General features: G+C 33.3%; 23 protein-coding genes. 20 read left to right on the top strand and 3 right to left on the bottom strand.

From position 1 onward, the window contains the following. The first annotated feature begins 499 nt into the window (after nt 1-499). The 6 genes from porV (at nt 500) to AAFU52_RS02960 (ending at nt 6,905) form a co-directional block, all read left to right on the top strand. A complete protein-coding gene (gene porV, locus AAFU52_RS02985) occupies nt 500-1,669 on the top strand; it encodes a type IX secretion system outer membrane channel protein PorV (protein WP_438425322.1) in 1,170 nt (389 codons plus the stop codon). A 194-nt stretch (nt 1,670-1,863) separates the two neighbouring features. Continuing rightward, nucleotides 1,864-2,346 (top strand): cytidine deaminase, encoded by a 483-nt coding sequence (locus tag AAFU52_RS02980; RefSeq protein WP_438425320.1) that lies wholly within the window; start codon nt 1,864-1,866, stop codon nt 2,344-2,346. A gap of 150 nt (nt 2,347-2,496) precedes the next feature. Then, the gene (gene pdhA / locus AAFU52_RS02975) at nt 2,497-3,498 is read left to right on the top strand and encodes a pyruvate dehydrogenase (acetyl-transferring) E1 component subunit alpha (protein ID WP_438425317.1); all 1,002 of its coding nucleotides are present in this window, start codon (nt 2,497-2,499) and stop codon (nt 3,496-3,498) included. 3 nt (nt 3,499-3,501) lie between these two features. Next, nucleotides 3,502-5,106 (top strand): 2-oxo acid dehydrogenase subunit E2, encoded by a 1,605-nt coding sequence (locus tag AAFU52_RS02970; RefSeq protein WP_438425314.1) that lies wholly within the window; start codon nt 3,502-3,504, stop codon nt 5,104-5,106. Between the two features lie 80 nt (nt 5,107-5,186). Further along, nucleotides 5,187-6,158, top strand: coding sequence for a M28 family metallopeptidase (locus AAFU52_RS02965; RefSeq protein ID WP_438425312.1), 972 nt, complete (start codon nt 5,187-5,189; stop codon nt 6,156-6,158). Nucleotides 6,159-6,224: 66 nt separating this feature from the next. Further along, the gene (locus AAFU52_RS02960) at nt 6,225-6,905 is read left to right on the top strand and encodes an SDR family NAD(P)-dependent oxidoreductase (protein ID WP_438425310.1); all 681 of its coding nucleotides are present in this window, start codon (nt 6,225-6,227) and stop codon (nt 6,903-6,905) included. Between the two features lie 123 nt (nt 6,906-7,028). Here the strand turns inward: AAFU52_RS02960 and AAFU52_RS02955 are convergent, their stop codons facing one another. Next, the gene (locus AAFU52_RS02955; protein WP_438425308.1) at nt 7,029-7,487 is read right to left on the bottom strand and encodes a hypothetical protein; all 459 of its coding nucleotides are present in this window, start codon (nt 7,485-7,487) and stop codon (nt 7,029-7,031) included. After that, nucleotides 7,484-8,269 carry a hypothetical protein gene (locus tag AAFU52_RS02950; protein ID WP_438425307.1) on the bottom strand — a complete coding sequence of 262 codons (786 nt, stop codon included), beginning with the start codon at nt 8,267-8,269 and terminating at the stop codon, nt 7,484-7,486. The genes AAFU52_RS02955 and AAFU52_RS02950 overlap by 4 nt, the downstream gene beginning before the upstream one ends. 254 nt (nt 8,270-8,523) lie before the next feature. Between AAFU52_RS02950 and AAFU52_RS02945 the strand changes: the two genes are divergently transcribed. From AAFU52_RS02945 to AAFU52_RS02880, 14 genes are all read left to right on the top strand, one after another. Continuing rightward, a complete protein-coding gene (locus tag AAFU52_RS02945) occupies nt 8,524-9,411 on the top strand; it encodes a DUF4349 domain-containing protein (RefSeq protein ID WP_438425305.1) in 888 nt (295 codons plus the stop codon). A gap of 86 nt (nt 9,412-9,497) precedes the next feature. Continuing rightward, nucleotides 9,498-10,094 carry a SprT-like domain-containing protein gene (locus tag AAFU52_RS02940; protein ID WP_438425303.1) on the top strand — a complete coding sequence of 199 codons (597 nt, stop codon included), beginning with the start codon at nt 9,498-9,500 and terminating at the stop codon, nt 10,092-10,094. 2 nt (nt 10,095-10,096) lie between these two features. Further along, complete coding sequence (locus tag AAFU52_RS02935) at nt 10,097-11,176, top strand: mannose-1-phosphate guanylyltransferase (RefSeq protein WP_438425300.1); 1,080 nt, start codon at nt 10,097-10,099, stop codon at nt 11,174-11,176. 6 nt (nt 11,177-11,182) lie between these two features. Further along, entirely contained in the window at nt 11,183-12,628 is a 1,446-nt protein-coding gene (locus tag AAFU52_RS02930; protein WP_438425298.1) for a DUF389 domain-containing protein, read from the top strand. Between the two features lie 191 nt (nt 12,629-12,819). Next, nucleotides 12,820-13,266, top strand: a complete 447-nt coding sequence (locus AAFU52_RS02925) for a hypothetical protein (protein WP_438425296.1) — start codon at nt 12,820-12,822, stop codon at nt 13,264-13,266. A gap of 1 nt (nt 13,267) precedes the next feature. Then, nucleotides 13,268-13,480, top strand: coding sequence for a helix-turn-helix transcriptional regulator (locus AAFU52_RS02920; RefSeq protein ID WP_438425295.1), 213 nt, complete (start codon nt 13,268-13,270; stop codon nt 13,478-13,480). Nucleotides 13,481-13,485: 5 nt separating this feature from the next. Beyond that, complete coding sequence (locus AAFU52_RS02915; RefSeq protein ID WP_438425293.1) at nt 13,486-14,184, top strand: DUF4386 domain-containing protein; 699 nt, start codon at nt 13,486-13,488, stop codon at nt 14,182-14,184. Nucleotides 14,185-14,283: 99 nt separating this feature from the next. Then, nucleotides 14,284-14,730 (top strand): hypothetical protein, encoded by a 447-nt coding sequence (locus AAFU52_RS02910; protein WP_438425290.1) that lies wholly within the window; start codon nt 14,284-14,286, stop codon nt 14,728-14,730. Nucleotides 14,731-14,967: 237 nt separating this feature from the next. After that, nucleotides 14,968-15,453: a hypothetical protein gene (locus tag AAFU52_RS02905; protein ID WP_438425288.1), complete on the top strand. Its 486-nt coding sequence runs from the start codon at nt 14,968-14,970 to the stop codon at nt 15,451-15,453. A 110-nt stretch (nt 15,454-15,563) separates the two neighbouring features. Further along, the gene (locus AAFU52_RS02900) at nt 15,564-16,331 is read left to right on the top strand and encodes an alpha/beta fold hydrolase (protein ID WP_438425286.1); all 768 of its coding nucleotides are present in this window, start codon (nt 15,564-15,566) and stop codon (nt 16,329-16,331) included. Nucleotides 16,332-16,530: 199 nt separating this feature from the next. Next, complete coding sequence (locus tag AAFU52_RS02895) at nt 16,531-16,863, top strand: winged helix-turn-helix transcriptional regulator (RefSeq protein WP_438425285.1); 333 nt, start codon at nt 16,531-16,533, stop codon at nt 16,861-16,863. Beyond that, nucleotides 16,860-17,777 (top strand): NAD(+) diphosphatase, encoded by a 918-nt coding sequence (gene nudC / locus AAFU52_RS02890; protein ID WP_438425283.1) that lies wholly within the window; start codon nt 16,860-16,862, stop codon nt 17,775-17,777. The genes AAFU52_RS02895 and nudC overlap by 4 nt, the downstream gene beginning before the upstream one ends. After that, entirely contained in the window at nt 17,774-18,316 is a 543-nt protein-coding gene (locus AAFU52_RS02885; RefSeq protein ID WP_438425281.1) for a DinB family protein, read from the top strand. The genes nudC and AAFU52_RS02885 overlap by 4 nt, the downstream gene beginning before the upstream one ends. Nucleotides 18,317-18,358: 42 nt before the next feature. Further along, nucleotides 18,359-18,646 (top strand): YciI family protein, encoded by a 288-nt coding sequence (locus AAFU52_RS02880; protein ID WP_024772053.1) that lies wholly within the window; start codon nt 18,359-18,361, stop codon nt 18,644-18,646. A 32-nt stretch (nt 18,647-18,678) separates the two neighbouring features. Here AAFU52_RS02880 and AAFU52_RS02875 read toward each other — a convergent pair whose 3' ends face one another. Next, nucleotides 18,679-20,094, bottom strand: coding sequence for a PLP-dependent aminotransferase family protein (locus AAFU52_RS02875; RefSeq protein WP_024772054.1), 1,416 nt, complete (start codon nt 20,092-20,094; stop codon nt 18,679-18,681). Between the last annotated feature and the right edge of the window lie 52 nt (nt 20,095-20,146).

Raw genomic sequence — 20,146 nt, 5'->3', positions numbered from 1 at the left:
AAGTAGAAATTAGGGCTTGCAATATAAATAATAAACGTTAAAATTACCCTAATTTTTTCAAAATATTATCAATTCACATTTTTTTATGAATTTATAACGACTCTGGTTTAACGCAATATTCATGAGTTTATTATTTGTGATGTAATAAAAACAAGAATTTTAAAATATTAAAAAAACATTGCGCTCATTTTTTTTTGTAAAAAACATAATTCTTAACAAAACGTTAAATAATGTAATTATTTAACATTATTTTCACTTCTTGTGGTGAGCAAACTTATAAAGAGATAAAATTGCTAACCATTTGAAATTTAAAAACTTACAGGGAGTTCGAGAGCTTGTATTTGGGATGTTTTGATGAAAATTAATCACGGAAAATAAAATGAAATATAAGATATCCTTAAAATCAACGTTTATAAATCATCAACTTAAAAAAATTAAGAACTCACTATTCTTACTAACTAAATAACTATATATTTGTCAAACTCAATTTTTAAAGGATATGAAAAGATTATTAACCCTTAGCCTATTGTGTGTTACAGTTTTTACTTTTAAGACTCAGGCTCAGGAACAAAACAGAGCAATAACAACTGCTACTCCCTTTTTATTAATAGCTGCAGATGCAAGAGCTGCTGGTTTAGCAGATCAGGGGGTTGCTACATCTCCAGATGCATTTTCACAACAATGGAACCCGGCTAAATATGCATTTATAAAAAATAAGCAAGGAGTTGGGGTTAACTATACTCCTTACTTAAGTAATCTGGTTAATGACATATTCTTGGGGAATGTAAATTATTATAATCGTCTTACTGAAGGAAGTGCTGTAGCAGCGAGTTTTAGATATTTTAGCTTAGGGGATATAGAATTTAGACAAGGGCCTAATGATGAGCCGAATGTTCAAAAACCAAATGAATTAACGCTTGATGTTTCATATGCATTAAAACTTAGTGAAAGGTTCTCTATGGCGGTAGCAGGTCGTTACTTACGTTCAGATCTTAGATTACAAGGTCTGGGAGCAGATGCTAGTGCAGCAGGAAGTGTTGGTGTAGATATCGCTGGTTTTTATAGAAGTGATGAAATTGCTTTTAATTCTTTTAATGGTAGATGGAGAGCAGGAGCTACAATTTCTAATATAGGACCAAAAATAAAATATGATGATGCAGGTCAAGAAAACTTTATACCTACTAATTTTAGATTAGGAGCTGCATTTGATTTTATCCTTAATGAAGATAATCGAATTACACCCTCGATAGAGTTTAGTAAATTGCTTGTGCCTACTCCTTTAGATCCGGATGCTAATGGTGACGGTGATATTACAGCAGAGGAACAGCAGGCTGCAAACGACGAGTATAATGATAAAAGTGAATTTGGAGCTATCTTTTCTTCTTGGGGAGATGCACCAGATGGATTTAGTGAAGAATTAAAAGAAATTACCTGGTCACTGGGAGCAGAATATATGTATCGTGATGTATTTGCCTTTAGAGCTGGATACTTCAATGAATCTGAAGAAAAAGGAGCACGTAAATTCTTATCACTGGGTGCCGGTTTTAGATATAATATCGTAAACTTAGATATATCATATTTATTTTCTACTTCTTCTGTTAGAAGTCCACTTGAAGGAACATTACGTTTTGGTCTTTCCTTTAATTTTGGAGACGAATATTACGACTAGAAAATATCGTATAATAATATAAAAAAGTATCGAGCCGAAGGGTTTGATACTTTTTTTGTTTATAGTACATTGTAATGCTTCTATTTGTAGTTGAAATTAAATGAATACGATGTGCATTATGAAGTATTGAAGAAAATTGTATGGGTCTAAACAATACGATATGAAGAGGTGTTAGAAAATAATATAATATACACATGAAAGAAATAGAGATAAAATCTGTCTTACAGGTATATGATTCATTTGATGAATTGCCAGAAGATGTTCAGAGGTTGATGCAGCAATCGATTGCAATAAGAGATAAGGCATATGCCCCATATTCTGAGTTTTTGGTAGGTGCAGCACTTTTATTAGAGAATGGAGAGGTGGTTTTAGGAAATAACCAGGAAAATGCTTGTTATCCATCAGGATTGTGTGCAGAACGTACAGCCATATACTATGCTGGGGCTAATTTTCCAGGAGTTCCTGTTGTTACCATGGCGCTTTCTGCCAAATCTTTAAAATATCAGTTACTAACTCCAACACCTCCTTGCGGCGCCTGCAGACAAGCAATAGCAGAATATGAGGTAAAACAAAATATGCCAATAGCTATTTATTTTATGGGAGAAACAGGAAAAGTAGTTAAGTCATCTTCTTTATCTAATATATTGCCGCTTATTTTTGATAATTCATATTTATAACGTTTTCGTTGATTTTATCAGCAAACTCCTTTCCCCTTAATTTCGAATATGTTATTTTTGTTTTTCGTTCTCTTAAAAAATAAGAGAAAAAAATAAATAATGACTAGTTTTGTAGCTAGTTTTTTTAGACATACACATCAGTACAACTAAATGAAAAAGATAACCAAAGATGTTTACCTAAATTGGTACGAAGAAATGCTTTTCTGGAGAAAATTCGAGGATAAGTTAGCTCAAGTTTATATTCAACAAAAAGTAAGAGGTTTTTTACACTTATACAATGGTCAGGAAGCAATTTTGGCGGGAGCTTTACATGCGATGGATCTTACCAAAGATAAAATGATTACGGCATATCGTAATCACGTCCAGCCAATTGGTATGGGGGTTGATCCAAAACGAGTAATGGCAGAGTTGTATGGTAAAGCTACTGGTACTTCTCAAGGTTTAGGAGGATCGATGCATATTTTCTCAAAAGAGCATCGATTTTATGGAGGACACGGGATTGTTGGAGGACAAATACCTTTGGGAGCAGGTTTAGCATTTGCAGATAAATACCATAAAAGAGATGCAGTAACACTTACGTTTTTTGGTGATGGAGCTGCTCGTCAGGGATCATTACATGAAACGTTTAACCTGGCAATGTTATGGAAATTACCTGTAGTATTTTGTGTAGAGAATAATGGGTATGCTATGGGGACGTCTGTAGAAAGAACAGCAAATCATACAGATATTTGGAAATTAGGACAAGGATATGAAATGCCTTCTGGTCCGGTAGATGCGATGAATCCTATAAAAGTAGCAGAGGCTATGGATGAGGCTATTACCAGAGCAAGAACAGGTGGTGGGCCAACATTTTTGGAACTGAAAACATACCGATATAGAGGTCATTCTATGAGTGATGCTCAAAAATATCGTACCAAGGAAGAAGTAGCAGAATATCAAAAAATAGATCCAATAACTCAGATTTTGGATATTATAAAAGAGAAAAAGCATGCTACAGATGAAGAAATTGCAACAATAAACAAACGAGTAAAGGATAGAGTTGCAGAATGTCAAAAGTTTGCTGAAGAATCACCATTCCCTGAGAAGAATGTGATGTATGATGTTGTATACGAACAGGATAATTACCCATTTTTATCACACAAACCACAATAAATTATGGCTACAGTAATTAATATGCCGCGATTGAGCGACACCATGGAAGAAGGAGTGGTTGCGAAGTGGCTTGTTAAAAAAGGAGATAAAATTAGCGAAGGAGATATCCTTGCTGAAATAGAAACAGATAAAGCGACAATGGAGTTTGAATCTTTTTATGAAGGAACATTACTTCATGTAGGGATTGAAGAAGGAGAGACAGCTCCAGTAGATCAATTGCTTGCTATTATCGGAGAAGAAAATGAAGATATTTCTGATTTATTAAACGGAAATACTACACCAAATGCAGAACCGGTAAAAGAAGAAAAACCAGCTCCCGTATCTAATCAAACTACTACAATCCCAGATGGTGTAGAGATTATCACTATGCCTCGTCTTAGTGATACAATGGAAGAAGGAACCGTAGCTACCTGGTTGAAAAAAGTAGGAGATACTGTTGAAGAAGGAGATATCCTTGCCGAAATAGAGACGGATAAAGCTACTATGGAGTTTGAATCATTCTATAACGGAACCTTATTACATATTGGTATAGAAGAAGGACAAACTGCTCCGGTAGATGTTTTACTGGCAATAATTGGCCCTGCAGGAACAGATGTATCTGGACTTAAAGATGGTGTTCCAGCAACAGCTACTCCGGCAAAAGATACTACGCCCGCAAAAGAAGAGAAAATAGAAACAACAGTTGCAAATTCTGGAGGAAGTGGTTCATCAGGAGGACGAATATTTGCTTCTCCGTTGGCAAAGAAGATTGCAGCTGATAAAGGAATTGACCTTTCTTTGGTAAAAGGAACAGGTGAAAACGGACGTGTTGTTAAGAAAGATGTAGAATCATTTACACCTTCTTCAGCAGCTGGTACTAGTACTTCGCAACCAGTTAAAGAAACAACTTCTGCTCCCGTAGCACAAACGTTTACTCCAGCAGGAGAAGAAAGTTTCGAAGAAGTGAAAAATTCACAAATGCGTAAAGCTATTGCTAAAAGTCTTTCGGCTTCTAAATTTAACGCACCGCATTACTATCTTACTATCGAGGTAAACATGGAAAATGCAATGGCCTCACGTAAGAAGATTAATGAATTACCAGATATCAAAGTGTCTTTTAATGATATGGTGGTTAAGGCATGTGCAATGGCACTTCGTAAACACCCACAGGTTAATACACAGTGGACAGACGTAGCAACTAGATATGCTAAACATATTAGTGTAGGGGTCGCTGTAGCGGTACCAGATGGATTGGTAGTTCCTGTTTTGCCTTTTACAGATCATATGTCTCTTACTCAAATAGGAACGAAGGTTAAGGATTTAGCAGGTAGAGCCCGTAATAAAAAATTAACTCCGCAAGAAATGAGCGGTAGTACATTTACGGTATCTAATCTAGGTATGTTTGGAATTCAGGAATTTACCTCTATTATTAACCAACCTAATTCATCTATACTTTCGGTTGGTGCTATTGTAGAAAAACCAGTTGTTAAAGACGGTCAGATTGTAGTTGGTAATACAATGAAAGTGACCTTAGCTTGTGACCACAGAACTGTAGATGGAGCAACAGGAGCTCAGTTTTTACAAACATTAAAACAGTATCTAGAAAATCCGGTTACTATGCTTGCGTAGATGACCATCATTATAATATTCATATTCAATCCTGCTTCTAATGAAGCGGGATTTTTTATCTTTATCCAAAACATATTTTTATGACAAAGAACATATTGATCATCCTGATTTCGGTTTTATTTATCAATTGCAAGCAAGGAACAATTGCTCAACCTCAAGCTAAGACAACAGAAAATACTTCTGTAGAAAAGACTAAAGTTTCTGATGTTAAGAATATTGTGGATTTTTTAGCTAGCGATGAATTAGAAGGAAGAGATACTGGAAGCGAAGGCCTAGAAAAAGCTGCAAAATTTATTGAAGAAGAGTTTAAAAAAAATAAAATAGCACCTTATTTTGAAACCTATAGAGACGCTTTTGATGCAAAAGGAACAGCAACATATAATGTTGTTGGATTTCTTAAAGGTACAGATGATGAGCTATCAAAAGAATTTATCATATTAGGAGCGCATTTTGATCATATAGGTAAAGGAAAAGAAGTTAATGGAGATGTAATTGCTAATGGCGCTAATGATAATGCAGCAGGAAGCAGTGCGGTAATTTCTTTGTCTAAACAATTTGCTCAATTAAAAAATAACAAGCGTAGTATTCTTTTTGTGCTGTTTGGTGCAGAAGAAAGAGGATTACTAGGATCGGCGCATCTCGCAGAAGTATTAAAAGAAAAGAATATTAATGTGTATGCCATGGTTAATTTTGAAATGATAGGAGTGCCATTAAATGATAAACCCTATAAAGCCTATATTACAGGGTATGAAATATCCAATATGGCTCAAAAAATGAATGAATATGCAGGTTCGGAATTGATAGGATATTTACCAAAAGCCAAAGAATTTCAACTGTTTAGAAGAAGCGATAATTATCCGTTTTATGAACAATTTAAGGTGCCTTGCCAGACTATTTCTACTTTTGATTTTACAAACTATGACTATTACCATCATGTAGATGATGAAGCATCCGAAATGAATTTTGAATTTATGGCAGAACTCATTAACAGTTGTGTTCCTGTAATTACAAAGATGGCAAATACATCAGATAAAGAAATTAAGTTAAATTAATAAAAAGAGATTGTCTGAAAAGTAAAAAATCTTATGATTTTTTATAGGGCTTGATTTTACAGAAGAATGAAAAATATCATCATAACAGGTGCAAGTAGAGGGATAGGGTATGAAATGGCAAAGCTATTTGCTGATGAAGGTCATCAGGTTTTGGCATTATCAAGAAATGAAAAGCCTATCGATGCCCTACAACATAAAAATATACATACATTTTCTTTTGATATCTGTAATCCGCAGGATCTTAAAAAGATGAGTAACTACATCTCTTCTTCTTGGAAACAAGTAGATGTCTTGATCAATAACGCTGGTAAATTATTAAATAAACCTTTTAGCGAAATTTCTACTCAGGATTTTGAAGAAGTATATAAGGTAAATGTTTTTGGAGTAGCCGAAATTACGCGTTTGACTTTACCATATATGAAATCAGGAAGCCATGTGGTTACAGTAAGTAGCATGGGAGGTATACAGGGAAGTATGAAGTTTCCTGGATTGGCAGCGTATAGTTCTAGTAAAGGTGCGGTAATTACCTTAAGCGAGTTATTGGCAGAAGAATATAAAGAAAGTGGTATTGCTTTTAATGTTCTTGCTCTTGGAGCAGTGCAAACCGAAATGCTGGAAGAAGCATTCCCGGGATATCAAGCACCTTTGACTGCAATAGAAATGGCAAAATACATAAAAGAATTCTCCTTAAACGGAAATAAATTTTATAACGGAAAAGCTCTTCAGGTGTCTAGTAGTACACCATAACTTAATAAGGTCGTCTTACAGGTTTAAAAACCTGTAAGACCAGTTTTATTATGTAACAACAATCATTTAGAAGTATATTTGGGATCATTTCTATAAGGTGTCAAAGGAATCCTTATTCCTTTATTAATTTTTGAGACCCTTTGTCGTTTCGAACTCTATTTTATGTGTTTTAAAAACTTCGTTATCAATAGTAATGATAGACGTTTTAATCAATGTTATAATAGTATCAGTCTGGTGTTCAAGAACAACTCGTGTTATTACTTTTTTTACAGAATCTGAAACAGTTTCAAATGGAGTGATAAAATTAATATGTTTGAGCTGGGATCCTTTCTCTATAGAGAGTAATTCATTTTTATTTGTATCGACAGTAAAATCAGGATTGGTCTTGGCCAATGTTTTTTTGTCCAGATATTCCTGAAGTTTCTGGGAGATTATCAGGGAATAGGCATCATGCTCAGAAAGCTCAGATTGCTCTTCTACTTTCTCAAAGCTCTCTACAGCATCCATCTCCATTGATTTAGATGCGTTATTGGCACAACCTAATGAGAACAAAAACACTGTGATATATATCAATCTTTTCATGATTTTATCCTGAATTTTAGTTTAACAATCTGTCCATTTAATCTTCGGGATTCTATAATTTCAATATTTTTTAAGCTTTGTGTTGGCGTGGTTAGTTTATTTATAAATTCATCTTTGGCATATATTTCAATACCTAATCGCTGTGGAAGTACCTGAAAAATAGTTGCATCATTAGCAATTATTCTAGACAGCTCTTTTCGTCTGTTTTGCCAATCGTTAACTTTTCCGTTAGCATAATAATGAAGCATTAATGCATAGTCATCTGTTTTAATATGTAAATCCTCACGACGATCAGAAGAAGTCATTCGATATATGGTATCGGTTTTATGATAAGGAGACTGGACTACAAAACGAATATAATCATCTTTTGTTTTCCAGGTAAAGCAGCCTGTACTGTCACTTTTTGAGTAAAAAGGAGATTCTTCGTCGTTTAATATAATAATATCAATAGGAATCTTAGTAATAGGTTGATTTCTATCCTGATCAATAAAGCAAAAACTAAAAGTGTTTTCAGTAGGAATTAAGAAGTATATTACCGTCAATAAACTAAGACTTAATGGTACAATCCAAAACCATTTAGGAGTATCTATTGCCTTTGCAGAATTTGAAGAAACGGTGTGATTACTTTTAAAATCATTCCAGTTTCTATATTCACAGTATTGTGAGAGTAGGTTAAGGATATCAACACGAGGTAATTTTTCTGAAGAATTTTTAAAATAACTATAGAAAGATTTTTCGCTAATCGAAGCTTTGACCCGTTTTTGTAAATCTTCCTGAAACAATATGATATCCTGTCCTTTCCAATCAGAAATATCATAACTCGAAGCAGTGTTTTCCTTTAAAAACCGTTGTGCAACTGCTTTTTTAATGAGATCGAATAGTATTTTTTCTTCAGAAGTTATGATTGTAATGTTTTGATAATGAATTATTTGTGTTTTGTAAAATGTTTTACAATTCCTTTACAAGTATTCTACAATAGATAGATGAGGTTAACTTTTAAGTTTGTTTTCAGTTTAACAAGATAAAAAATATAAAAATGAAAACGAACAAATTTAAAATAAGCAGAATAATAATTTTAGTAGGAATTACATTATTGGGATATTCTTGTTCTAATAGTGAAAGCAAATACGCTTTAGATTCAGAGAATATTATGCTTGAAGATACTGGAGAAACTCCTGTGTTAGCAAGTATTGAATCTGAAGAAAAAACAGAAGAAGTAACATTGCTGGACAGTGATAGAGTGAAAACTAAAAAAAGTAATGTTGATACCAAGCTAAAGATTATTAAGAATGCTAATTGTCGAATTAAAGTGAAAGATGTTGAAGAAGCAACGATATTGGCTAAAAAAATTGCTTTAAAATATCAAGGGTATATTTCTGACGAGCGATTTACAAATACAAATTATACTAAAGAAAATCGTTTTACGATCAGAATTCCTCAAGACCAGTTTGATACTGTTTTGGATAGTGTGTGTGGATTGGCAGAATTCGTGGATTATAAAAATATATCTACAATAGATGTGACTGAAGAGTATATTGATATTACATCACGATTAAAAACAAAATTGGATGTAAAAGAACGTTATGAAACCATTTTAAGAACAAGGGCTAAAACGGTAGAGGATATTTTAATGGCCGAAGAAAAACTTAGTTTACTCCAGGAAGAAATCGAATCTGCTCAGGGAAGATTAAAATATTTAAGTAATAAGGTGTCTTATAGCACAGTTCAGGTCGATGTATACCAAACTATAGTTCCAAAAGAAGAACCTATGGCATACCAACCTCACTTTTTAGACAAAGCAAAACAAGGGTTGTCTTTTGGTTGGTCGATTATAGAAAACCTAACATTACTATTGTTTTATATCTGGCCATTACTAGTATTAGGAGGTGTGATCTTTGTGTATTTTAAATGGGTGAAAAAGTAAAAAAAATATTAAATTAAGCGTGCTATTCCGGTGCGCTTAATTTTGTATTTTGCGCAAGTAAAAGGAAGATTAATAATTTTGTGCATTTGAAAGAAATATTAAGGAAATATATTCCAGAACGATCTGTAGATAAGGTATTTGACCTCGTTATAAAATGTAATGTACATCTTAAAATCGTCAATGAGAGAGTTACTCGACATGGAGATTATCGCAAAATGCCGGATGGGAGACACCAGATTACCGTAAATGCATCTCTTAATAAATACCGTTTCCTTATTACATTGATTCATGAAGTAGCACATCTTGTTGCTTTTGAGAAGTATGGACGTTATATAAAACCGCATGGGATAGAATGGAAAAGAACCTTTCAGCAATTAATGTTACCCTATATTAATCCCGAAGTATTTCCAGCCAGATTATTACCTGTTATAGCGCACCATTTTAAAAATCCTAGAGCTAGTAGCGATACCGATGAAAAATTGTCATTGGCATTAAAACAATATGACCCTGCTAATGATAAAAATTATATCTTTGAGTTACCCCTCGGAAGTGTCTTCCGTTTATACAATGGAAAAGTCTTTAAGAAAGGTAATAAGAAAGTAAAACGCTATGAATGCGTAGAACTTAATACTGGCAGAATTTACCTTTTTAACCCAAACGCAGAAGTTGAACTATTAAATTGATTATGAACAAAAATTTTTATGCAATATTGATGGCAGGTGGTGTAGGATCAAGGTTTTGGCCTGTGAGCACATCAGAATTCCCAAAACAGTTCCACGATATGTTAGGAACAGGAGAGACGTTGATCCAGCGTACATTTTCACGTTTGGCTAAGATCGTTCCCAAAGAAAATATATTTATTCTTACTAACGAACGATATAATGACCTGGTTTTAGAACAGTTGTCAGAAGCAGAACAACGACAGGTAGTAACCGAGCCTGCAATGCGTAATACCGCACCATGTATCTTGTATGCAGCATTAAAGATCCAGAAAGATAACCCAGATGCAGTAATGGTAGTCGCTCCTAGTGATCATTGGATCGAGGATGAAAATGCGTTTATAGCAAATTTAGAATATAGCTTTAAAGCATGTTTAGAAAATGATATTTTGATGACTTTGGGGATTCAACCCACGTTTCCTAATACGGGATATGGTTATATTCAATATAATAAAGAAAGCGAAGACGCTAAGAAAAAAGTAGTTCAGTTTACAGAGAAACCAGATTATGATACTGCCAAAAAGTTTTTAAGTGAAGGAAACTATCTATGGAATGCCGGGATTTTTATCTGGAGCGTACAAAGTATTATAACTGCTTTTGCAAAATTTCAGCAACAGATGACTGCTTTATTCGAAAAAGGGTCCGTCGTCTATAATACGATGCAGGAGAACGATTTTATACAAGAAAATTATCCGCTGGCAGAGAATATATCTATCGATTATGCTATTTTGGAGAAAGCAGATAATGTACACGTGCTTCCGGCAACTTTTGATTGGAATGACTTAGGGACCTGGGGATCGTTATATGATAAATTAGATAAAACAGAAGCTAATAATGCTGTAGTTAATGCCAGAGTATTACCAGAAGATGCATCTGGCAATATGATTAGAACGTCTGATGATAAAATAGTAGTAGTCGATGGATTAAAGGATTATATCATTATAGATAAAGAAGAAGTGCTTTTAATCTATCCCAAAAAGAAAGAACAGGATATTAAAAAAGTGCTTAAAAAAGTAAAAGAAACATACGGAGAACAATACGGATAAAGTACAATGACAGAAAATACAAATCAACCCGTTCCTGATCAGGACGAGATGGCAGAAACGGTAAAGAGAGATGCCAAAGGTCTTTTTGCCAGCGCTAATACATTTGTTAGAGAGCTATTAGATATAAGATCAGAAACAGATAAAGATCAAACGATAGAGGATGTTAAAAATGATATCCCTTTTAAAGGGCATAATGCTTGGATTCTTATTTTTTCGGTATTTGTCGCATCTATTGGTCTTAATGTAAGTTCTACAGCGGTAGTGATAGGAGCGATGTTAATTTCTCCATTAATGGGGCCGATTGTTGGAGTTGGGTTATCCATTGCTATTAATGACATTGATACTTTAAGACGATCTCTGGTTAATCTGGGTGTAATGGTAGGTCTAAGTGTTCTTGCTGCCACTTTATATTTCTGGGCTTCTCCGTTAACAGAATTGACTCCCGAGTTAGAATCCAGGACGGCACCTACTATACTCGATGTATTAGTTGCAGTTTTTGGAGGTTTGGCATTGATTGTCGCCAAGTCGAAAAAAGGAACAATGCCTAATGCTATAGCAGGAGTAGCTATTGCCACCGCGTTAATGCCGCCTCTGTGTACTGTAGGATACGGTATTGCAGAATGGAAATTGGAGTATGCTTTGGGAGCACTGTATTTGTTTTCTATTAATGCCACATTTATTGCATTATCTACTTTTATTGTTTCCAAATTATTGCGTTTCCCGATGTTACGGTACGCTAACTCTGCTAAAAGAAAACGTATTGCACAGTTAGCCTCTTTATTGGCAATATTGGTAATGATACCTGCGAGTTATACATTCTATGTCACTCTTAATGAGAGTAATGCAGATCGGGATTATAAAGCGTTTAAAGCTAATGAAATTGATGCTAATGAAAATTTGTACCTCAGAAAGGATTTTTACGACTATAATAACGAGTCTATAAAATTATATTTTGATGGAGAAATTAATGAGGCAACAGTGAGTGATTTGCAAAATGAAATTAAAAAATATACGAGTATTAGTGATTTTGCATTAGCAATAAATGGTAATAAGTCAAGAGGCATTGATCAGATATCCAAAGCATATGACAGATCTATTGTGCAGTTAAATCGTGTAGAAAAAGAAAACGATAAGCTTCTGGATGAGATTGAAGATCTTAAGATCAAGATGGCAGGTCTAGAAACCCAGCTTAGAGAAGCGAATAAAGTGATTCCAGTAGCTGTGATGCCATATGCCAGTATAGCAAAAGATGCAAAAATACGATTCCCTGATTTGGCAGAACTAGGATATGGCGAGGTGCAAAAGTCAAACTTCTTAAAAGTAGATACTGTGCAAGTTATCTTCCCAAGATGGAAATTTCAGGTATCCGATAGCCTTAATACCATTAGGGTAAACAAACTACAAGAATGGATAACCAAAGAAATGAAAGCAGATACATTGTATGTGGAGTAAATTAGTAATGAGAATTTTTATACTCTTATAGTGCCTGTAATTCCTTGGGATTCATAATAATCAATTAAAATGTTTTTAAATTTCAATCTTAGTAAAGTGGGTTGAAATATTAAGTAATGTTAAAAATATTTTACATTAAGTAAAAAATTATTACCTTTGTGTCGTACTTTGTTAACTTAATATAAAAAGATATGACAACACAAGAAAAACGACCAATTGTATTTTTGATCATTGATATCATCACATTTCTAAGTTATTATATCATTCTATTAAATGTTTATAATAGCAAGGTCATATCTATGGGAGAATTGCCTTTTTGGGGAGCTTCAATACTACTGTTTATTCCTATAATGATTATTTCACGAATTGTTTTGTATGTGCTATACAGCATAATGAATTCTGTCATGACAAAAAAAGAAGAGGATAAATTTCTTACCGATGAGTTTGGTCAACTGATCAAACTTAGAGCCACTCGAAATTTCAACAACACATTTATGATTGGTTTTGTGACAACAATGGGACTTCTCGTTCTGGGAATATCAATTACGACTATGTTCAAACTTCTATTCCTTTCGATATTTGCTGCTTTTGTAGTCCAGAACATATCTGAATTTTATTACGCAAAAAAAAGTATTTGAAATGAAAGACATCAAAATTACTAATACTATTAGGACATTGCGTTTTCTTGCCAAAGAAATGACACAACAAGAGTTGGCAGAAAAAGTAGGAGTTACAAGGCATACAATAATGGCAATCGAAAAAGGAAAATATTCTCCTACACTAGAGTTAGCTTTCAAGATCGCCGAAGTTTTTAATAAATCTCTTGAAGAAGTGTTCACTTATGAAAAATAAATAAAATGGATAATAGCGAAAACATCAAACCGACGAAAAATGCATTAATGGCAGGTTTTTTTTATTTAGTACTTATTATAATAGGTATGTATGGTTTTGTTTATGCTCTGCCTCAAATAGAAATAAAAGGGGATATTGCAAAAACCGTAGAAAACATTAAAAACAACTCATTTATGTTTCGAGTAGGGATATTTAGCATTCTTGTTATGAATGTAATTAGTATCCTGCTTGTAATTTACCTCTATAGACTATTATCATCCATTAATAAAACAATGGGATTATCTATGCTAATCTTAATGTTATTTGGAGCAGCCATTTCTTTAGTTAACGAGGTTAATCATTTTGCCATGATAGTAATTAATGGTATGAGTGATCTCTCTGCAACAGAAAGCCAAAATCTAACGGATTTCTTTTCAACCATTCACAACCATGGTGCACATATTGCTGTAATTTTTTGGGGACTTTGGCTTTTTCCACTTGGTATTTTGATCTTTAAATTAGATACTCGAATCTCTGAATTTATCGGAGTGATGTTAGTGATTGCAGGTATTGGTTATACCCTAGATTCAATATTCTTGTTTCTCTATCCAAACCTGCAAATACCTACTCTTTCTGACTATACTTTTTTAGGTGAATTTCTATTGACAATATGGCTTTTAATTAAAAGTAGAACCATAGAAAGGTTAGCTCTGAGTAAAATATAAATAAACAGCTAAATGTTAGGCAACATTGTTTTTATTCTCGATGTTTGGTAATGGTACACAAGTGTTATTATTTTGTGTGCTCTCTAAAGATATACTCTAATGTTTAAAAAAATAGATAAAAAACTTCATACCTTTCTTCTTTTGATTATGGTAATCACGATTTCATATGGACAAGAAGGAAAAGATGGTAAGGTTGTGAAAGATCAGAATTATACTACTTGTGATAATTTTAAATGCCTTGAAGAAAATAAAAATAAGCGAACGATTATTAAAGGAATATTTAGAGCATATACGCCTAATAAAACAGGAAAAGGAGCAGGTCATATGTTTTGGGATTGGGAAATACTACTAGGAGATGAAATAGCAATACCAGTAATGAGTAAAGATCAAAGATTAGATCTATCTATGTACAATAAAAAGAACATATTGATTGATGGTAATGTGTTTTACGGTATAATAATAGGGAGCCCAGATGGGCAAAATGCTACTGGATATAGAATAGATATTAGTACAATACAAGAGCAAACTATATACAGCAAAGAATAAATAGTATGTAAACCAATATATTGAAACCAGAATACCTGATTTTTACAAATTCAAATCTTGAATTTGGAAGTAAAGTTAAATCCGTCAAAAGAGAAGCAGGGTAATAATTTGTTTTTCTGAAGAACAAAAAACATATCAGAATCTTTATAAGGTGAATTGCTGATACCATTATTTCACTGAAAACAGGGAGATGAAAAAATGAAGCCTTCTTTATATTTAAAAATAAACAAGATCAGAATGGATATACAAACAAATTGGAACGCAGTACGACAGCATTTTAATAAAAGTTTTAAATCTAATTTTTATGTATCAATTGCATCTGTTGATGCCGATAATAACCCAACCGTTACCCCAATAGGATCATTATTTCTGAATGATAATCAAACAGGTTTTTATTTTGAAAAATTCCCTTCAAAATTGCCAGAACATGCCAAAGCAAATAAAAAGATATGTGCCTTGGGAGTAAATAGTAATCGTTTTTTTTGGATCAAATCATTGTTTAAAGGAAAATTCCCTAATTACCCAGCGGTTAAACTCTATGGGGAGTTAGGAGAAAGGAGAAAAGCAACTGATAAAGAAACAGGACGATTAAACAGAAGAATGAAAACTACAAAAGGACTAAAAGGTAATACTTACCTGTGGGGAAAAATGGAGTTTGTAAGGGAAATACATTTTACGAAAGCCGAAAAAATAAATCTTGGTAAAATGACGAACGAATTATAAAAGACAGAATGCATTTATTGCATAACAATGATTATGTTATTATCTCATAAAAAAACAGACAGATTTTCTGAACACAAATGATAATTTCTACATTTTAAAAAATAAGATATATGAAAATAAAAGTCGTTGATGGTGTATTTATACGATATAATATTGTAGATAAGACTAAACAATCGATTTGGTTTTTACATGGATTTGCTGATTCTGGCTTGGCATATAAAGAGGTTTTTAACTCTGATCTTGTGTCAGAATTTAATCTTTATGTTGTAGATCTTCCTGGATTTGGAGTTAGTCCTGTGAATTCTGATTATATATCGATTAGAGAGCAAGCAGATTTGCTTTTCAAAGTAATAGAAAAAGAAACAGAGAACAATGTAAAAGTAAATATTGTAGCACATTCGATAGGTGCGTTAATAGGGACCTGGATCTGCCAACAATTAGCAAGTAAGATTAATTATTATATCAATATAGAGGGAAATCTAACAGAAGCAGATAGTTATTTTTCAAGCAAACCTTTGCAGTATACTACAGCAGAAGAATTTACGCAATCCTTTGAAAAGGAGGTTTTTGAAAATGCAATAAAAGAAGAACGATATAAAAGATATTATAGCAGCCTTAGGTTTGCCGATCCGCAGGGGATGCGTAACTGGGGGATTACAAGTCAGGAATATATTAAGGACAATCAATGTGGGTTTGAGTTCAAGAAATTAACTTGTAATAAAGTATATATTTGGGGTGATTTGGATACCCCAAAAGAAACTCAGGAATTTATAAACGAGCAACATATTCCAAATAAACTCTATAAAGGTGTTGGGCATTGGCACATGATAGAAAATTCAAAGAATTTCTATGCCGATGTAAGTGCAATTATAAAATAGTATATAACATATAATTAATCCCATCTACCGAGGATACTATGAATCAAATATGATGTCAGAAAAAGAAATCGAGAAATATCATTTTTAAAAGAATATATAATAGAGGAGGTAGAGTTGATATTTTATTTAAGTATTATTTTTGTTGTTTGATTGCTACACTTTATGTAGCTTTGCTATCAAATATGTAGCAAGATTTATTATGGCAACACCAAAACCAGGAAAACCAGTTAGAGGATCAAAAACCGGTCAACCTATTATGGCTCTTTTTGATCTATTAGGAAGAAGTTGGACTATGGGAGTAATATGGCATTTATACAAAGGTCCAAGTACGTTTAGAAAGTTACAAGAATATTGCGAATCAATTTCTCCTACTACGTTAAATAAGAGATTAAAAGAATTAACTGAATCTCACCTTATTGAACGTTCTATTGATGGATACATCTTAACTCAGCAGGGAAAAGAGTTATTCGAATTATTATCTCCTCTGGGCAAATGGGCAAAAACCTGGGCAAATAATTATACCTCGAAATGAAAAAACAATATTATAGCAATCCCTTTTTTGATAGAGATATTGAAAACAGAAGAGTTTCTTCAACCATTTCTGCAAATGATGTTTTAATTATTTCGTTTCAGCATAAATTTTACTTCTTTCAAGAGAGAAAAAGAAAAGAGTTGGCGTTATTTCCATTAGAACTCTTCAATCAGATTTCACTTAACAGCTCTTTTTTGGGAGTACAGAAAGACAAAAAAATATGGACAGCCGAGCTAACAGAAGCAAATGTAAAAAGTGTTTCAGAAATTTTAAAAGGAGGTTGGTTTTATGATATTAGAGATTTGGGAGGTCAATTAGAAAACGAAGAGGCAGCACTTTTGGCCTATGCTTTGGGGATTAATAAGTGGCATCAGATAACCAGGTTTTGTGGTGCTTGTGGATCAGATACTAAAAGTTGGGAAAACGGGCATAGCAAAAAATGTAAAAACCCGAAATGCGCTACTATTTTCTATCCACAAATCTCACCAGCTATCATTGTACTTATTGAATATAAACCAAAAGAGGGGCAGTCATTATGTTTATTGAGTAAAAGAAAAATTGATAATGGATATATGTGTTCGACATTTGCAGGATTTGTCGAGATTGGCGAAACCCTTGAAGATGCTGTGGTAAGAGAAATGAAAGAAGAAGTAAATGTAGATGTAACCAATTTACGCTATGTTGATTCGCAACCATGGTCGTTTTCATCTTCTTTAATGATGGGGTTTGTAGCTGAGGTAGAGCATACGGCATTTCAGGTAGATGGCGAAGAAATTAAAGATGCGGGTTGGTTTTCGGCAGAACAACTATATGAGAGTGTTTCAAAAGAGGAACTCACGCTTTCAAGACCAGATTCTATCGCCAGATTTTTAATAGAAACCTGGGCGAATAACAATATAAACAAAGTGCTATGAGAATAATTGATAAACCTGTACCAGGTGAGTTTCCTGCTTATTCTCACATATACATAGACTTGTTGAAGGATGACGGCAAGATTTTGAATCATTTGTGGAATAACTTCATAGCAATCAAAAACTTTATATACAATCTGCCGGAAGAAAAATTGTACCATAGGTATGCTAAGAATAAGTGGACTATTAAAGAAATTCTGGTACATATTATTGATGATGAACGTATTTTTTCTTACCGGGCATTGCGGTATGCAAGAAATGACAAAACGTCTTTACCGGGATTCGAAGAAAATGAGTATGCAATTTATTCTAAAGCTAACGATCGAAGTTTAGAAAGTATATTTGATGAATATGAGATGGTAAGAAAATCGACCATAGCCCTTTTTAAATATTTACCAGATGATTGTTTTATGAGAAGTGGTGTATCTGACGGAAATATTAATAAAAGAACCGTCAGGGGATTAGCATATCATATAGCGGGACATGAATTAAGACATTTTAATATCATAAAAGAACGGTATTTAGATATAAAACCGGAATAGTTTAGATGTCAAAATTGTAACTAAGAACTAAAAAAATATACGATGTTTATTATCAATTTTAATTTTGTTAAACCAATAGAAGAAGTTAATCGTTTTACTGAAGCCCATCGTAGTTATATTTCAAAACAATACAGGACAGGGAAATTTATAATAGGAGGGCCTAAATCACCTCGAAATGGAGGAATTGTAATTGCAAATTGTGAGTCTGAAGAAGAAGTTTATAGAATCTTAGATAAAGATCCGCTAATACAAAAAGAAGTAGCAGAATATAGTATAATAGAGTTCACTCCTGTAATGAGTACAACAGGTTTAGATCATTATCATAAATAAGAACATAACGATGAGATTTGTGTGGTATATCGTTATAATAACTTAGAAAGTGCAATAACTCCTTTTTTTAAATGCTCTTCAGATAATGACGCATACCCTAAACGGAAACCATGTATGGGGTTGATAAAACTAAATTTATTAGGTGTAATAATATCTATACCTTGCATGTTTAGTTTTTTGGCAATCTGAAAAACATCTACCTCTTTTTTAGGCACCAACCAAAAAGCAAGCCCTCCATCTGGTTTACTAAAAGATACTTTTTCTTTTAGATATGTATGAAGTAAGGTTTCGAAATAGTCTCTTTTGGCTTTGTATATTGTCGAGGTTTTTTTTAGATGACGTTTTACTTCTCCGTCTTTTATTAGTTGTAAAATAGCTTGCTCCATGATATTATCACCTTGTACATCAATAATTTTACGAAGATCTCCTGCCTTTTTTATAAAACTTTGGCTTCCCACCAAATAACCAATACGCAGAGCAGGTGCAATGATCTTACTTAATGTTCCTATGTAAATAAAATGTTGAACGTTATCAAAACTAGAAATCGGTAAAACAGGCCTGTATCCAAAATGGAATTCATTATCATAATCATCCTCAATGATGGTAAACCCATATTGATTAGATAATGAGATTAACTCTAAGCGTCTTTGCAGGCTCATTGTTACAGTTGTAGGAAACTGATGATGAGGAGTTGTGTATATTGCTTTTATCTTTTTATGCTTTTTTAAATAATACTTTACATCATCGATACTTAGCCCTTGATCATCTATCGAAACAGGAAGAAGATTGGCTCCAATACTTTCAAAAGCTCGCCATGCTGGTTTATAACCTGGATTTTCTATTAGTACAAAATCATCTTTTTCTAATAAACAATGACTTGTTAAATACATTGCCATTTGGCTACCTCTTGTGATGCAAATTTCATGAATTGAAATATTCATCCCACGCTTAAAATTTAGCATTTGTACCATTGCATTTCTAAACTCAGAATCCCCTAGTTCACTACTGTACCCCATCATTTGCCAACGAGCTTTGCGATTAAAAATTTGCCTGTATGCTCTTGCTAATGCTATGGTAGGAGCAAGTCTACTATCCGGAAACCCATCATCAAAAACAATTAATGGTTTTGATGAATGCTCATCATCAATAGTATTTTGCCTATATACGCTTTTATGTTGGTTCTGTTTAGGAAAAACATTAGCCACAAATGTTCCTTTTCTTTCTTTAGAAACAAGCCACCCTTCTGCGATTAAGACATTTAAACCTTCAACAACCGTATTTCTGTTTACTTTTATTAATTCTGCTAATTGTCTGCTTCCTGGCAAGGCCTGGTTTTTATGTAATTGCTCATTTTTAATTGCATTAATAATAGCATCTGCAATTTGTAGATATATAGCTTTCTTACTAGTAAGATCGATTTTAATTTGAAGTTCCCAAGGTCTAAGCATCTGGACTATCTATTTATGTATTTTCTGTACCATAAAGATAGTCCAAATATGA

The sequence above is a fragment of the Aquimarina macrocephali genome (assembly GCF_051627225.1).
Classification (GTDB): domain Bacteria; phylum Bacteroidota; class Bacteroidia; order Flavobacteriales; family Flavobacteriaceae; genus Aquimarina; species Aquimarina macrocephali.
Note: the sequence above shows the minus strand (reverse complement) of the source record. Positions and strands in the feature narration are given on the sequence as shown.

Coding starts and splice junctions, on each gene's coding strand:
- AAFU52_RS02875 (WP_024772054.1), bottom strand. CDS start 20,094: ATGCTTAGACCTTGGGAACTTCAAATTAAAATCGATCTTACTAGTAAG.
- AAFU52_RS02930 (WP_438425298.1), top strand. CDS start 11,183: ATGACAGAAAATACAAATCAACCCGTTCCTGATCAGGACGAGATGGCA.
- AAFU52_RS02900 (WP_438425286.1), top strand. CDS start 15,564: ATGAAAATAAAAGTCGTTGATGGTGTATTTATACGATATAATATTGTA.
- AAFU52_RS02925 (WP_438425296.1), top strand. CDS start 12,820: ATGACAACACAAGAAAAACGACCAATTGTATTTTTGATCATTGATATC.
- AAFU52_RS02980 (WP_438425320.1), top strand. CDS start 1,864: ATGAAAGAAATAGAGATAAAATCTGTCTTACAGGTATATGATTCATTT.
- AAFU52_RS02945 (WP_438425305.1), top strand. CDS start 8,524: ATGAAAACGAACAAATTTAAAATAAGCAGAATAATAATTTTAGTAGGA.
- AAFU52_RS02935 (WP_438425300.1), top strand. CDS start 10,097: ATGAACAAAAATTTTTATGCAATATTGATGGCAGGTGGTGTAGGATCA.
- nudC (WP_438425283.1), top strand. CDS start 16,860: ATGAAAAAACAATATTATAGCAATCCCTTTTTTGATAGAGATATTGAA.
- AAFU52_RS02910 (WP_438425290.1), top strand. CDS start 14,284: ATGTTTAAAAAAATAGATAAAAAACTTCATACCTTTCTTCTTTTGATT.
- AAFU52_RS02960 (WP_438425310.1), top strand. CDS start 6,225: ATGAAAAATATCATCATAACAGGTGCAAGTAGAGGGATAGGGTATGAA.
- AAFU52_RS02965 (WP_438425312.1), top strand. CDS start 5,187: ATGACAAAGAACATATTGATCATCCTGATTTCGGTTTTATTTATCAAT.
- AAFU52_RS02920 (WP_438425295.1), top strand. CDS start 13,268: ATGAAAGACATCAAAATTACTAATACTATTAGGACATTGCGTTTTCTT.
- AAFU52_RS02905 (WP_438425288.1), top strand. CDS start 14,968: ATGGATATACAAACAAATTGGAACGCAGTACGACAGCATTTTAATAAA.
- porV (WP_438425322.1), top strand. CDS start 500: ATGAAAAGATTATTAACCCTTAGCCTATTGTGTGTTACAGTTTTTACT.
- AAFU52_RS02970 (WP_438425314.1), top strand. CDS start 3,502: ATGGCTACAGTAATTAATATGCCGCGATTGAGCGACACCATGGAAGAA.
- AAFU52_RS02880 (WP_024772053.1), top strand. CDS start 18,359: ATGTTTATTATCAATTTTAATTTTGTTAAACCAATAGAAGAAGTTAAT.
- AAFU52_RS02915 (WP_438425293.1), top strand. CDS start 13,486: ATGGATAATAGCGAAAACATCAAACCGACGAAAAATGCATTAATGGCA.
- AAFU52_RS02895 (WP_438425285.1), top strand. CDS start 16,531: ATGGCAACACCAAAACCAGGAAAACCAGTTAGAGGATCAAAAACCGGT.
- pdhA (WP_438425317.1), top strand. CDS start 2,497: ATGAAAAAGATAACCAAAGATGTTTACCTAAATTGGTACGAAGAAATG.
- AAFU52_RS02955 (WP_438425308.1), bottom strand. CDS start 7,487: ATGAAAAGATTGATATATATCACAGTGTTTTTGTTCTCATTAGGTTGT.
- AAFU52_RS02885 (WP_438425281.1), top strand. CDS start 17,774: ATGAGAATAATTGATAAACCTGTACCAGGTGAGTTTCCTGCTTATTCT.